Genomic DNA, 14,288 nt, shown 5'->3' with positions numbered 1-14,288 from the left:
GCTTACCAGTAATGCTCCGCTGTCATATGGCCCGGTCGGCGACGTAAATGTTTCGTCATCTGCCGGGTCTCTTTCAGCAACTGTTGTGTATCGCGCACCATCTGTGGATTGCCGCACAGCATCACATGGCTGGTTTCTTTATTCATCGGCAGGCCAATCGCGCTTTCCAGTTCCCCACTTTCAATTAACGCCGGTATCCGCCCGGTGAGCGACCCCGCTGCCGTTTCCCGACTGACCACCGTCTGAATGCGCAGTTTCCCTTCGTAGCGTTTTTCCAGTTCTTGCATCAGTGGCAAATAGCTTAAGTCGGCGGCATAACGTGCGGCGTGAACCAGGACCAGATTTTTGAAGCGATCTAAATCTTTGCCTAGTTGCAGAATCGATAAATAAGGGCCAATCGCTGTACCGGTTGCCAGCATCCATAGCGTTTCGCAGTCCGGTACTTCATCCAGAACAAAGAAGCCAGCTGCTTCGCTAACCACCTGCACTTCATCGCCTGGTTTCAGTGCCGCCAATCGTGGGCTTAATTTGCCATCGGGGACGGTGACCAGGTAAAACTCCAGATCGGGATTATCGGGCGAGTTAACATAGGAGTAGGCGCGCTGGACGCGTTCGCCGTCGATTTCAAGGCCAAGCTTGGTGAATTGCCCGGCGGTAAACGGAAGCACGGGGGCGTGAACGGTGAGACTAAACAGGGCGTCGGTCCAGTTCTGCACTTTAGTGACTTTGCCTGTTACCCAATCAGCCATGTTTTTCTCCTGTTTTGATTAACTTGCCTTATCTTCGTTCTCCGAACAAAAAAATTCCAGTCCCGAAGGACTGGAAGGCTCAATCGATCAAATCAATCAGAGGATGTGCACCTGCATTTCCGGGTCTTTGCGATCCAGATAGTGGATGGACTGAATGCGGCGAATGGTGCGTGACTTGCCGCGGATCAGCAGCGTTTCGGTAGTCGCGATATTGCCTTTGCGGCTAATGCCTTCCAGCAGATCGCCTTTGGTAATACCGGTGGCAGAGAAGATGACGTTATCGCTGCGCGCCATATCGCCCAGGCGCAATACTTTACCGGCTTCGATGCCCATCGCTTTGCAGCGTGCCAGCTCCTGCTCGCCAATGCGACGATTCTCTTCGTTGTCGCCTTTGACGTCATGACGCGCCAGCAGACGACCGTTCATGTCGCCATCTAATGCGCGGATCACCGCCGCAGAAACTACGCCTTCCGGCGCGCCACCAATACCGTACAGCACGTCAACTTCGCTGTCTGGCATACAGGTGAGAATTGAGGCCGCAACGTCGCCATCCGGAATAGCAAATACGCGTACGCCGAGTTGCTGCATTTCAGCGATAACGGCATCGTGGCGTGGTTTAGCCAGAATCGTTACCGTCAGTTCGCTCAACGGTTTGCCGAGCGCCGCCGCTACATTGCGCAGGTTATCCGCCAGCGGCAGGTTCAGATCAATGGTGCCTTTGGCTCCCGGCCCGACAATCAGCTTCTCCATATACATATCCGGCGCATTGAGGAAGCAGCCTTTATCGCCTACTGCCAGCACCGCCAGCGCGTTAGCCTGGCCCATCGCCGTCATGCGCGTGCCTTCAATCGGATCAACAGCAATATCTACCGCGTCGCCGCGACCAGTACCGACTTTTTCACCAATGTAGAGCATCGGTGCTTCGTCGATTTCACCTTCACCAATGACGATGGTGCCGTCAATGTTGACCTGGTTGAGCATAATACGCATGGCGTTTACCGCCGCGCCGTCCGCGGTGTTTTTATCGCCGCGTCCTAACCATTTGTAGCCAGCCAGCGCCGCAGATTCGGTGACGCGGGAAAATTCGATGGCAAGTTCTCGTCTCATAGCAAACTCTAAGCAGTAAGGAATGGCGCGAAGTGTAGCACAGGGGAAGGGTGGGATTATTGATGTGTGCGGGGTTGCCCCCGCACGGTTTCAGGACTACCGGATGCGGCATAAACGCTTCATCCGGCATTTACATTACTCGTCGTGTTCTTCCCACGCCATCGCGCGTTTGACCGCTTTTTTCCAGCCTGCGTAACGGTAATTACGCTCAGTGGTTTCGATGCCTGGACGGAACTCGCGTTCAATCACCGCTTTCTCTTGCAGCTCGTCGAGGTTCTGCCAGAAACCGACCGCCAGACCAGCAAGATAGGCCGCACCCAATGCAGTCACTTCGCGAACTTCCGGGCGCTCAACGCGGGTGCCGAGAATATCGGACTGGAACTGCATCAGGAAATTGTTTGCTACTGCGCCACCATCCACGCGCAGGGCGTGCAGACGGATACCAGAGTCGGCCTGCATCGCTTCCAGCACGTCACGCGTCTGATAAGCAATAGACTCCAGCGTCGCGCGTATAATGTGGTTAGCGTTCACCCCACGAGTCAGACCGAAAATCGCCCCGCGCGCATACGGGTCCCAGTACGGCGCACCCAGCCCGGTAAATGCCGGAACCACATACACACCATTGGTGTTTTGCACTTTGGTGGCGAAATATTCGGAATCGTAGGCGTCGTTAATCAACTTCATCTCATCGCGCAGCCACTGAATGGATGCGCCTGCCATAAACACCGCACCTTCCAACGCATAGTTCACTTCGCCAGTCGGGCCGCAGGCGATGGTGGTCAGCAGGCCGTTTTCTGATTTCACCGCTTTCTCGCCAGTGTTCATCAGCATAAAGCAGCCAGTGCCATAGGTGTTCTTCGCCATCCCTTCTTTCACGCACAACTGACCAAACAGCGCGGCCTGCTGGTCACCGGCGATCCCGGAGATTGGAATACGCGTGCCGCCTTTGCCGCCAATGTTAGTCTGACCGTATACTTCGGAAGAACGACGCACTTCTGGCAGCATCTCGCGCGGAATATCCAGCACTTCCAGCATTTTGTCGTCCCAGTCCAGGGTATGGATGTTGAACAACATGGTACGAGAGGCGTTGGTGTAATCGGTCACATGGACACGGCCCTGAGTCATTTTCCAGATAAGCCACGTATCAACCGTACCAAACAGCAATTCACCACGACGTGCACGCTCGCGAGAGCCTTCCACATGGTCGAGGATCCACTTCACTTTGGTGCCAGAAAAGTACGGGTCAATCACCAGACCGGTATTGCTGCGGATATAATCTTCTAAACCGTCACGTTTTAAATGCTCGCAGATTTCTGCGGTACGACGGCACTGCCAGACAATGGCGTTATAGATAGGCTTGCCGGTTTCTTTTTCCCAGACAATAGTGGTTTCACGCTGGTTCGTAATACCGATAGCTGCAATTTGATCGGAACTGATATCGGCTTTCGCCAGCACTTCTACCAGCGTGGAGCTTTGGGTGGCCCAGATTTCCATTGGGTCGTGTTCTACCCAACCTGGTTTTGGGTAGATTTGCTCAAATTCGCGCTGCGACACGCTAATGATATTGGCATCGTGATCCATTACGACCGCGCGGGAGCTGGTGGTGCCCTGGTCGAGCGCAACGATATATTTTTTTTCAGTCATGTTTAATTGTCCCGTAGTCATATTACAGCGAAGCTTTTTGTTCTGAAGGAGTTGTGGTTTCCTTTTCTTCCACAACACAGATATCGCAAGGCAAATGGCGACCAATCAGTTTGCGGTAGGCAAATGCACCTACAATCGCGCCAACGATAGGGCCGAAAAGCGGCACCAGGAAGTAAGGAATGTCTCTGCCGCCGGTAAAGGCGACATTGCCCCAGCCCGCCAGCCAGGCAAAGACTTTCGGACCGAAGTCACGCGCTGGGTTCATGGCAAAACCTGTCAATGGGCCCATAGATGCGCCAATGACCGCAATCAGTAGACCAATCAGCAAGGGAGCCAAAGGGCCGCGTGGTACACCGTTGCCATCGTCCGTTAACGCCAGGATCAGCCCCATCAGAATAGCGGTAATCACCATCTCAACTGCGAAAGCCTGCACAAAATTGATATGAGGATTAGGGTAAGTAGAGAAAGTGCCAGCCAGATCAACACTTTCAACGCTGCCGCGAACAATGTGATGAGTCTGCTCGAAGTCGAAAAATAAATTGTAGTAAAGCCCGTAAACTAAAGCCGCAGCACAGAAAGCGCCGGCAACTTGTGAAACGATAAAAGGAATAACTTTGCGCTTGTCGAAACAGGCAAACAGCCACAATGCAATGGTAACAGCGGGATTAAGATGCGCGCCGGAAACCCCTGCGGTCAGGTAGATGGCCATTGCCACCCCCAGTCCCCAAATGACACTGATTTCCCACTGACCAAAAGACGCACCAGCGACTTTTAGTGCTGCAACGCAACCCACACCGAAGAAAATCAACAACCCGGTACCGAGGAATTCAGCAATGCACTGGCCTTTCAAGGTTGATGTTTGACTCATAATCGGATCCTGAAGAGTTAATGTTTGTTGTATGCGTGAAAGTCACGGACCTCCACGATGCTTGTAGGCATGCTGTAAACTTATCGTTAACGAGCAAAAACGAGAAATATCGAACTTAAAATGTGTGTGCTTCGTCATAAAATGAGCGTTATCGCGCCATTTATTCCATCTGATTGTACATGATGCATGTTTGTTAGATCATTCGCGCAACAAATTTATTAACATTTTCGATTGATGTGGATTATGTCACCAGGAGAAGGATGAAAAGTGTGGCAAACCGTAATCTGCAAGGCGTGCCGCTGGACAGCGATGGCGCGGCTTCATACAATCGGAGCTAACTAAAGTGCGCTCGTATTTATTAAGGCGTCACCGGTAATCGGGACGAGGATTTTTTATCCATCAACGCCTTGCAATTCAGGAGAGGTATGACAATGTCATTAGAAGTGTTTGAGAAACTGGAAGCAAAAGTACAGCAGGCGATTGATACCATCACTCTGTTGCAGATGGAAATCGAAGAGCTGAAAGAAAAAAACAACTCACTGTCGCAGGAAGTTCAAAATGCCCAGCATCAGCGCGAAGAGCTGGAGCGTGAGAACAACCATCTGAAAGAACAGCAGAACGGCTGGCAGGAACGTCTGCAGGCCCTGCTGGGTCGCATGGAAGAGGTCTGATTACGCTTCATCTTTCGCGTAATTTCTTTACTGTGTAGGCCAACAGGTAACGCAGAAAAAAGGCACCTTGCGGTGCCTTTTCTATCATTCAATATCCAGCGGATCTTCTGAAAGAATAATCCCGGTATTGTCGGCATAAAGATGGTCGCCGGAGAAGAAGGTGACACCGCCAAAATTGACGCGGACATCGCTTTCGCCAATGCCTTCGCCAGCGGCACCAACCGGAATTGCCGCCATCGCCTGGATGCCGATATCCAACTCTTCCAGGTCATCTACCTGACGCACCGCGCCGTAAATGACCAGACCTTCCCATTCATTTTGTACTGCCAGACGCGCCAGTTCAGCATCGACCAGTGCGCGACGAACAGAACCACCGCCATCGACGACAAGAACACGACCACGGCCATTCTGTTCGAGCAGATCGTACAGCAACCCGTTGTCCTCGAAACATTTTACCGTGATTATTTGTCCGCCAAACGACGCCCGTCCGCCAAAGTTGGAGAACAGCGGTTCCACGACGTTAACATCTTCTTGATAGATGTCACAAAGCTCGGAAGTATCGTATTTCATAGGCTTAACATTCAGTTGCTGCGAGAATTTTCAGTATATCGCGCTATGTGGGCTGTTGGCAAAATCATCAATTGTTAATTGATATTTGTCAGTTATGCTGCCCACTGGCTTAGGAATATCCCTAAAATAAACAGCAGGTTAGTCAGTAACGCTCCCTTGACAGTACGTTCCAGCATTGGTCGCATCGCCACCGGGTCCATTTCCCGCATCACATAACGGGCTTGCTTCACCAGTAATGGTGCCGCCAGCAGGAACAGCCAGCCCCACAGGCTATGCAGCGAAAAGAGATTAAACAGCGCCAGACACACCAGTGAGCCCATCAGCAGGCAGGCATGATAACGACGCGCGTTCACTTCACCTAAGCGCACCACCAGCGTGTTTTTGCCATTTTCGCGGTCGCTATTGATATCACGCAGGTTATTAATATTCAGTACTGCCGTTGCCAGCAGGCCGCATGCGGTCGCCGGAAGGATCAGTGCCGGAATCAATGTATGAGCCTGTAAATACCAGCTCCCCATGACACTCAACCAGCCAAAGAAAACCAGTACGGAAATATCACCCAGACCGATATAACCATAAGGACGATTGCCCACGGTGTAGGTGATAGCGGCAATGATCGACAACCCGCCAAGAATCAGGAAACCGACAAAATCGGCCAGCGTATGGCATGCCACTGCAACCAGTGCCAGCCCGGAGAGACAGATGAGCACGACGGTAATAATGAGCGCCCGTTTCATCTCTTGCTGGGTAATGACCCCTTTTTGCATGCCGCGTAGCGGCCCAATGCGGTCAGGTTTATCGCTGCCTTTTACCGCATCGCCGTAATCATTGGCGAGGTTAGAAAGGATCTGTAATAGCCCGGCGGTAATCAGTGCCAGCAGGGCGACCAGCGGATCGAAGTGACCTTGCCACCATGCCAGCGCTGTCCCGACGATAATTGCAGCAAAGGCGAGGGGGAGGGTTTTAGGTCGTAAACTTTCCAGCCACGCCTGAGTTCGGCTAATTTGTTGTTCAGTCATAATACGCGCCAATAAAAATGGGGCCTTTCAGCCCCATCAAACAATGATGAAAATGATTGAACGCGATTATAGGATAAAACGGCTCAGATCTTCATCTGCCACCAACGCATCCAGATGTTTGCTCACATAATCTGCGTCAATGATGATAGTTTGACCGCTTAAATCGCTGGCGTCGTAGGAAATCTCTTCCATTAAACGCTCCAGAACAGTGTGTAAACGACGAGCACCGATGTTTTCGGTAGATTCGTTCACCTGCCATGCCGCTTCCGCGATGCGCTTAATACCGGAGTCGGTAAACTCGATATTTACGCCTTCAGTCGCCATCAGTGCTTTGTACTGCACGGTGATAGAGGCATTCGGCTCGGTCAGAATACGCTCGAAGTCGCTGGTGGTCAGCGCCTGCAGTTCAACGCGGATTGGCAGACGACCTTGCAGTTCCGGGATCAGGTCAGACGGTTTCGCAATCTGGAACGCGCCAGAAGCGATAAACAGAATGTGGTCAGTTTTGACCATCCCGTGTTTGGTGGAAACGGTGCAACCTTCTACCAGCGGCAGCAGGTCACGCTGAACGCCTTCACGAGAAACATCCGGACCGGAAGACTCGCCGCGCTTACAGATTTTGTCGATTTCGTCGATAAACACGATCCCGTGCTGCTCAACAGCGTCGATAGCGTCTTGCTTCAGCTCTTCCGGGTTCACCAGTTTCGCCGCTTCTTCTTCAATCAGCAGCTTCATGGCGTCTTTGATTTTCAGCTTACGCGCTTTTTGCTTCTGGCCGCCCAGGTTCTGGAACATGGACTGCAGCTGGCTGGTCATCTCTTCCATGCCTGGAGGAGCCATAATTTCAACGCCCATCGGTGCTGCGGCAAGATCGATCTCGATTTCTTTGTCATCAAGCTGGCCTTCACGCAGTTTTTTGCGGAATGCCTGACGAGCAGCGGACGGTTCCTGCTGCTGTTCGGTCTGTCCCCAGTTGTTTTTAGCAGGTGGGATCAGCACGTCGAGAATACGTTCTTCTGCCAGTTCTTCAGCGCGATAACGGTTTTTCTCGATAGCCTGGACGCGTACCATTTTCACGGCGGCATCGGTCAGATCGCGAATAATAGAATCCACTTCCTTACCGACGTAGCCTACTTCGGTGAATTTGGTCGCTTCAACTTTGATGAACGGCGCATTCGCCAGCTTAGCCAGACGACGGGCGATTTCAGTTTTACCGACACCGGTCGGGCCGATCATCAGGATATTTTTCGGGGTCACTTCATGGCGCAGCTCTTCGTTGAGCTGCATGCGACGCCAGCGGTTACGCAGAGCAATCGCCACAGAACGCTTGGCGTTGTCCTGGCCGATGATGTGCTTATCCAGTTCGCTGACGATTTCGCGTGGGGTCATTTCAGACATGGGAGATCCTTACGCTTTGTAGCTTAATTCTTCGATGGTGTGGAAATGGTTGGTATAGATGCAAATGTCGCCTGCAATATCCAACGCCTTTTCAGCAATTTCACGAGCACTCAGTTCAGTATTTTCTAACAGTGCACGCGCCGCAGCCTGGGCGTAAGGGCCGCCGGAGCCGATAGCAATAAGATCGTTTTCTGGCTGCACCACGTCACCGTTACCGGTGATGATAAGCGATGCAGTTTCATCCGCGACTGCCAGCAGTGCTTCAAGTTTGCGCAGCATGCGATCGGTACGCCAGTCTTTCGCCAGCTCAACGGCGGCTTTGACCAGATGGCCCTGATGCATTTCCAGTTTACGTTCAAACAGTTCGAACAGCGTAAAAGCATCCGCAGTACCGCCCGCAAAGCCCGCGATGACTTTGTCGTTGTACAGACGGCGGACCTTTTTCACGTTGCCTTTCATTACGGTATTGCCCAACGTGGCCTGACCATCACCAGCGATGACCACATGGCCGTTACGGCGTACGCTTACTATAGTTGTCACGAGCTGACCCCTTGGTTACGAATACAGAGTACAAACCCCGTACAAAAGTACGGGGCATAATGCAATTATAGATGGGGGGGATTTTGAGGGTTTCAACCCCCGGCGGCGAGCCGAATGCAGTTTGTATGACCCGCCATCTTCAACCGATTGAGGGTGCTGTCTGCGTTCTCTTTGCCTTTCACCGGGCCAATGACCACACGATTCCAGCCATTGTTGGTGGTGATTTTCGAGTCAAATCCTTCGAACGCCAGCTGAGCACGTACCGTCTCTGCCTGTTCCGCGCCTCTGAACGAACCGCACTGCACCATCCAGCGGCGTTCGTCTTTTTTCTCCGCCGTCGGTTTTGGCGCGTCAGCGGCACGAGCAACCGGCGCAGCTTGCTGCGGCTTCGACTGCGCGGTCGTGTGCGCAGGGGTTTGCAGCAGATCCTGGTACGGCTGCTGAGTAGAAGCCGGTTTAGACTGGCGCGGTTGCGCCTGTACCGGCGCGGCTTGCGACGTACGCGTCTGCTGCTGCCAGCTTTGTTCAGTCGTACGCGACTGCTGAGCCAGGCGTTGCTGCTCCGCTAATTGCTGCGCCTGACGCTGGCGTTGTAGCGTTTGCTGACGCTGTTCCGGCGTCTGTTCATTCCACGGAACTTCAACCAGCTGCGTTGGCTGCTGGCGCATATCAGCCTGCATTTGTTCAAGAAGCTGACGTTGTTCTGGTGTCAGTTGCTCCGGCGTTTTCACTTCACCACCGGCAGAAGGTTCTGTGGGCGCACGCACACCCGGCTGGCGACTTTCCAGCTCTTTAATGTAGCGCCAGCGTTCTTCTGGTTTTGGTGGTAGTCCGTTACCGGTCACTTTCTGGCTTTGCAGCGTCTCGGACTCTTCTTTCTTGTGATGCGTAATGAAGTACAGACCACCGATAAAGGTCACAAGAACGGCGGCAGCAATAGCGACCATAGCGGGAGAAACCGCAGGCAGATTTCGTTGCTTTTTCCGTGAGGTGCTCTTTTTTCGCCGCGAAGGTGCCGGTTGGCTGCGGCGTACATAATCTCGTTGTGCCACTATCGTTTCGCTGTATTTATTCGTTCGTCAGCCCGCCATGTTACTTAAGCGGCGGGCCTTTGACCAGTCACGGCAGTCTTAAAGGTTTACTTTAAGGTAACGCGCGTGTTGATCCCCGGATGATAAGTTCGCAGTCCATTAAACGAGAGCCACTGCCAACGTGTTGCCCCTGCATTTGATCAAGCAATAACAGCATAGCTTCCCGACCGATTTCGTAACGCGGCTGCGCGATGGTTGTCAGCGGCGGATCACAAAATTGCGTCAGGTCGATGTTATCAAAACCGATTATGGAAAGGTCTTCCGGGACTTTCAGCCCCTGGCGTTTTGCCTGAGAAAGTGCGCCGAGCGCCATCACATCGCTATGGCAGAAGACAGCAGTAGGCGGTTGTGGAAGATCAAGCAGCTGCTGCATCGCTTTGCTTCCGGCTTCGAAGGTGAAGTCGCCACGGGCGATGTATTGCGGATCAACCATAATGCCGCAGCGACGCAGCGCCTGAACGTAACCTTGCAGGCGGTAGTGACACAGCGGCATCTCTTCGGGACCGGCTATACAGCCAATCCGTTTATGCCCTTGCTCATATAGATAATTTACTGCATCAAATGCGGCGGTCAGATTGTCGATATGAACTGTAGGTAGCTCCAGTTCCGGTGCGAATTCGTTCGCCATCACCATCGGCGGCAGATTACGCTGTTCCTCAATGCTGGCATCAAACGGCAGCCTTGAACCCAGCAGCAACATGCCATCAATTTGCTTGGTGATGATCAAATCGATAAAGGTTTTTTCCTGCTGATTTTGATGCGCACAGTCGCCAATCAGCACCAGATATCCGTGATTTGCCGCCGTAACTTCGATACCGCGAATAATTTCGCTAAAGAAGGGATCGCAGATATCCGGGACAATCACCAGAATGGTGCGGGATTCATTACGCTTGACGTTGCGCCCCATAGGCTGCGGTAAATAACCCACTTCCCGGGCCGCTTTTTCAACCCGATTACGGGTGGCCTGGGAGACTTTATCGGGATTCATTAATGCTCGGGAGACAGTCGCTGTAGAGACTTTTGCCTTGAGGGCAACGTCTTTCATGGTCGCGGCAGTTTCCTGCTTCTTCGCTTTCACACTCACTCCTCGCCTGGCACGTCAGGCGTACTACATCCATGTTTACTTCACATCGGCAACATTTTTAGCAGATAGCGCGTGAAAACGGTTACAGAATTTTCATGAAAAGTGTGATGAATATTGAATTTTTCGATCCGCCTCGCATCGTAAGCGGTTTAACCCTCAATCGGATCAACATCCAGTACCCATTTCACCTTGCGGGAATCCGGTATTGTATTGATGAGCGCCAGCGTACCACTAATGATGTGTTGCAAGCGCACGCGGGAAGGGTGCTGCAACAATATCTGCCAGCGCCAGCGACCGCCACGTTTAGGTGCCAGTGCCGGAACCGGACCGAGAACCCACAGTTTGTCGTCTGCCAGCGGGCTGGAGAGGATCAGATTACGCAGTTGTTGCAGGAACAGCGGCGCATGCTGATTGTTATGATCTTCCGCACGCACAATCACATGGCTGGTCCATGGCGGCAGTTGCATCATCCGTCGCTCAGCCAGCGCCTGTTCGGCAAAGGCGTCGTAGCCTTTATAGAGCAACGTTTGCAACAGAGGATGTTCCGGATGGTGCGTTTGCAGCACCACTTCGCCTTGTTTACCCGCACGCCCGGCACGACCAGCGACCTGGGTGTAAAGCTGAGCGAAACGCTCTGCCGAGCGAAAATCGGCAGAAAACAGCGCGCCGTCCACATCCAGTAACGCCACCAGCGTCACATCCGGAAAGTGGTGACCTTTCGCCAGCATTTGTGTGCCGATCAAAATCCTCGCGCCGCCGCGATGCACTTCCGCCAGTTGTTGTTCCAGCGCTCCTTTGCGGCTGGTGGTATCGCGGTCGATACGAGAAATGGGCACACCAGGGAACAGCGGCGCGAGCGTTTGCTCAAGCTGTTCGGTGCCCAGACCCACCGGCACCAGATGGGTAGAGCCGCAGGACGGACACTGGCGCGGTACTGGACGCTGACTGTCACAGTGGTGACAGCGCAAATGCTGTTGCGCCTGATGCAGCGTGTAGTAGTGATCGCAACGTGGGCATTCGGCTATCCAGCCGCAGTCGTGGCACAGCAGCGCAGGCGCAAAACCCCGACGATTAAGAAAGAGGATAACCTGATTATTGGCCTGTAAATGCTGGCGCATACGGGTGATTAACGCCGGAGCCAGACCTGCCTGCACCTTCTGACCTTTTAAATCCAGCACGTGTTGAATTGCCGGACGCGCATTCCCCGCCCGGCGCGTCAGGCGCAGCAGGCGGTATTTTTTCTGCTGGACGTTGCACAACGTTTCCAGCGCGGGCGTTGCGGAGCCAAGAATAATCGGGATTTGCTCGCTATGCGCACGATACACCGCCAGGTCGCGGGCATGATAGCGCCAGCCTTCCTGCTGCTTGTAGGAGCTGTCGTGCTCTTCATCAATGACAATCACGCCGAGATTTTTAAACGGCGTAAACAGCGCGGAGCGGGTGCCGATCACAATCGCCGCCTCGCCATTTTTCGCTTTCAACCACGCCGAAAGCCGCTCGCTATCGTTCAGGCCGGAATGCAGAACTTCCACGGGGGCATTAAACCGTTCACGAAAACGGGCGATAGTTTGCGGTGTCAGGCCGATTTCCGGCACCATCACCAGCGCCTGTTTGCCCTGAGCGAGCACGTTTTCCAGTACACTGAGATAAACCTCCGTTTTACCGGAACCGGTAACGCCCGCCAGCAGCCAGGCAGAAAAAGTATCTGCCGCGCTATGAATTGCGCCAACGGCGGTGGCCTGTTCGGTATTCAATCGCAACCGCTCACCAGAAACGGCATAGTTCGTTCGCCAGTCGCTAAACTCTGGTGTTTCACTTGCTAAATCACACAGACCTTTTTTGCGCAGCGCCTGCAACGCGGCATCATTAAATTCGAGCGTGGCAACCTGGTCGCGCCAGATTTTGCCTTGCCGTAACGCTGCCAGCGCCTGTTGTTGCTTGGGTGAGCGTTTCAGGCTGTTCAGATCCACCGCCTGACCTTGTTCAGTGGCAAACCAGTACCACATCGGCGCGTTCGCCGCAGGCCGCCCCTGGCGTAGTAAAATCGGCAAGGCATGAAACAGCACATCGCCAATCGGATGATGATAGTAATCTGCCGCCCATAGCAGCAATCGCCAGACGGAGTGAGTAAACACCGGCTCACTATCCAGCACTTCGACTACCGCTTTTAGCTCATTGAGCGGCAGTTCGCTGGCATCGCTAACTGATACCACAATCCCGATGCGCTCCTGCTGTTTGCCAAACGGCACGCGCACGCGACACCCAGCTTTAACCGTCATGCCTTCTGGCAGCAGATAGTCAAAGGTACGAGGAAGCGGAACGGGCAAGGCAACGTGGGCAACGGGCATAGCATCATCCTGACTTGAAATTCGGTGGGTTAGTATACACATTGCCGTAGAAGAGTGCGGATCAGTTTGCATACGCTGGTTAATTTCTGTATGATTTCGCGCCTTCGTACGAAATGATCGTATTGAAGCTATACTTTTAACATCGCGTGGTGTCTGGCGTTAGGGCTGGAAGAGCGACGCGGCCTTAAACCGAGGTTTTCCCATGAAAAAAGATATTCACCCGAAATACGAAGAAATTACTGCTAGCTGCTCTTGCGGTAACGTAATGAAAATCCGCTCCACCGTTGGTCATGACCTGAACCTCGACGTGTGCAGCAAGTGCCACCCGTTCTTCACTGGCAAACAGCGTGATGTTGCTACCGGTGGCCGTGTTGACCGCTTCAACAAGCGTTTCAACATCCCGGGCAGCAAATAAGACCGGATTTCCGAAAAAAGCGCCGCACGGCGCTTTTTTTGTGCCTGTAATTTGCCTTTTATAAATTCTGAAAAATTCCGGGGTGTTAACTCATTATCATTTCCTGTTGTTGACTGGCGCTAGGCTTCTGGTTCTTATTTATTTCAAAAGGATTTTACGATGAGCGGAAAACCGGCGGCGCGTCAGGGCGACATGACGCAGTATGGCGGTAGCATTGTCCAGGGTTCAGCCGGGGTGCGCATCGGTGCCCCCACCGGCGTGGCCTGTTCGGTGTGCCCCGGCGGAGTGACGTCCGGCCATCCGGTCAATCCCCTGCTCGGTGCAAAGGTCCTTCCCGGTGAAACCGACATCGCCCTGCCCGGCCCGCTGCCGTTCATCCTCTCCCGCACCTACAGCAGTTACCGGACAAAAACGCCCGCGCCGGTGGGGAGCCTCGGCCCCGGCTGGAAAATGCCTGCGGATATCCGCTTACAGCTGCGCGATAACACACTGATACTCAGTGATAACGGCGGCAGAAGCCTGTATTTTGAGCACCTGTTTCCCGGTGAGGACGGTTACAGCCGCAGCGAGTCACTGTGGCTGGTGCGCGGCGGCGTCCTGAGACTGGATGAAGGTCACCGGCTGGCCGCACTCTGGCAGGCGCTGCCGGAAGAACTCCGCTTAAGTCCGCATCGTTATCTGGCGACAAACAGTCCGCAGGGGCCGTGGTGGCTGCTCGGCTGGTGTGAGCGGGTGCCGGAAGCGGATGAGGTGCTGCCTGCGCCGCTGCCGCCGTACCGGGTAC

14 protein-coding genes are annotated in these 14,288 nt (G+C 53.5%); 3 read left to right on the top strand and 11 right to left on the bottom strand.

Annotated elements, in window-relative coordinates:
* Positions 1 to 2: 2 nt before the first annotated feature.
* The 4 genes from fpr to glpF all read right to left on the bottom strand — a co-directional run bounded on the left by fpr (position 3) and on the right by glpF (position 4,368).
* On the bottom strand, positions 3 to 749 hold the full coding sequence (gene fpr, locus QZF50_RS10785) for a ferredoxin--NADP(+) reductase (RefSeq protein WP_000796320.1): 747 nt from the start codon (positions 747 to 749) through the stop codon (positions 3 to 5).
* Positions 750 to 845: 96 nt separating this feature from the next.
* Positions 846 to 1,856 (bottom strand): class II fructose-bisphosphatase, encoded by a 1,011-nt coding sequence (gene glpX / locus QZF50_RS10780; protein ID WP_001250644.1) that lies wholly within the window; start codon positions 1,854 to 1,856, stop codon positions 846 to 848.
* A gap of 135 nt (positions 1,857 to 1,991) precedes the next feature.
* A complete protein-coding gene (glpK, locus tag QZF50_RS10775) occupies positions 1,992 to 3,500 on the bottom strand; it encodes a glycerol kinase GlpK (RefSeq protein ID WP_000136788.1) in 1,509 nt (502 codons plus the stop codon).
* A 22-nt stretch (positions 3,501 to 3,522) separates the two neighbouring features.
* Positions 3,523 to 4,368, bottom strand: a complete 846-nt coding sequence (gene glpF, locus QZF50_RS10770; protein ID WP_000084268.1) for a glycerol uptake facilitator protein GlpF — start codon at positions 4,366 to 4,368, stop codon at positions 3,523 to 3,525.
* 425 nt (positions 4,369 to 4,793) lie between these two features.
* Here glpF and zapB point away from each other — a divergent pair, with 425 nt between their 5' ends.
* Complete coding sequence (gene zapB, locus QZF50_RS10765) at positions 4,794 to 5,039, top strand: septal ring assembly protein ZapB (protein WP_001296623.1); 246 nt, start codon at positions 4,794 to 4,796, stop codon at positions 5,037 to 5,039.
* Positions 5,040 to 5,123: 84 nt separating this feature from the next.
* Here zapB and rraA read toward each other — a convergent pair whose 3' ends face one another.
* The 7 genes from rraA to priA all read right to left on the bottom strand — a co-directional run bounded on the left by rraA (position 5,124) and on the right by priA (position 13,089).
* Entirely contained in the window at positions 5,124 to 5,609 is a 486-nt protein-coding gene (rraA, locus tag QZF50_RS10760) for a ribonuclease E activity regulator RraA (protein WP_000872908.1), read from the bottom strand.
* Between the two features lie 92 nt (positions 5,610 to 5,701).
* Positions 5,702 to 6,628, bottom strand: coding sequence for a 1,4-dihydroxy-2-naphthoate polyprenyltransferase (gene menA / locus QZF50_RS10755; RefSeq protein ID WP_001307494.1), 927 nt, complete (start codon positions 6,626 to 6,628; stop codon positions 5,702 to 5,704).
* Between the two features lie 66 nt (positions 6,629 to 6,694).
* A complete protein-coding gene (hslU, locus tag QZF50_RS10750; RefSeq protein ID WP_001293343.1) occupies positions 6,695 to 8,026 on the bottom strand; it encodes an HslU--HslV peptidase ATPase subunit in 1,332 nt (443 codons plus the stop codon).
* A 9-nt stretch (positions 8,027 to 8,035) separates the two neighbouring features.
* The gene (gene hslV / locus QZF50_RS10745) at positions 8,036 to 8,566 is read right to left on the bottom strand and encodes an ATP-dependent protease subunit HslV (RefSeq protein WP_000208242.1); all 531 of its coding nucleotides are present in this window, start codon (positions 8,564 to 8,566) and stop codon (positions 8,036 to 8,038) included.
* A gap of 92 nt (positions 8,567 to 8,658) precedes the next feature.
* Positions 8,659 to 9,618, bottom strand: a complete 960-nt coding sequence (gene ftsN, locus QZF50_RS10740; protein ID WP_000068834.1) for a cell division protein FtsN — start codon at positions 9,616 to 9,618, stop codon at positions 8,659 to 8,661.
* A 91-nt stretch (positions 9,619 to 9,709) separates the two neighbouring features.
* Positions 9,710 to 10,735, bottom strand: a complete 1,026-nt coding sequence (gene cytR / locus QZF50_RS10735) for a DNA-binding transcriptional regulator CytR (protein ID WP_000644904.1) — start codon at positions 10,733 to 10,735, stop codon at positions 9,710 to 9,712.
* Between the two features lie 155 nt (positions 10,736 to 10,890).
* Entirely contained in the window at positions 10,891 to 13,089 is a 2,199-nt protein-coding gene (gene priA, locus QZF50_RS10730; RefSeq protein WP_001440832.1) for a primosomal protein N', read from the bottom strand.
* A gap of 202 nt (positions 13,090 to 13,291) precedes the next feature.
* Between priA and rpmE the strand changes: the two genes are divergently transcribed.
* Together rpmE and QZF50_RS10720 are read left to right on the top strand one after the other, a co-directional pair.
* On the top strand, positions 13,292 to 13,504 hold the full coding sequence (rpmE, locus tag QZF50_RS10725; protein ID WP_000710769.1) for a 50S ribosomal protein L31: 213 nt from the start codon (positions 13,292 to 13,294) through the stop codon (positions 13,502 to 13,504).
* 159 nt (positions 13,505 to 13,663) lie between these two features.
* Positions 13,664 to 14,288, top strand: a 625-nt coding sequence (locus tag QZF50_RS10720; RefSeq protein WP_244586701.1) for a DUF6531 domain-containing protein, incomplete at its 3' end; no start/stop codon positions are given.

Origin of the sequence: uncultured Escherichia sp. (genome assembly GCF_948475835.1) — a bacterium.
Classification (GTDB): domain Bacteria; phylum Pseudomonadota; class Gammaproteobacteria; order Enterobacterales; family Enterobacteriaceae; genus ECMA0423.
This window is presented reverse-complemented; position numbering and strand designations above follow the sequence as displayed.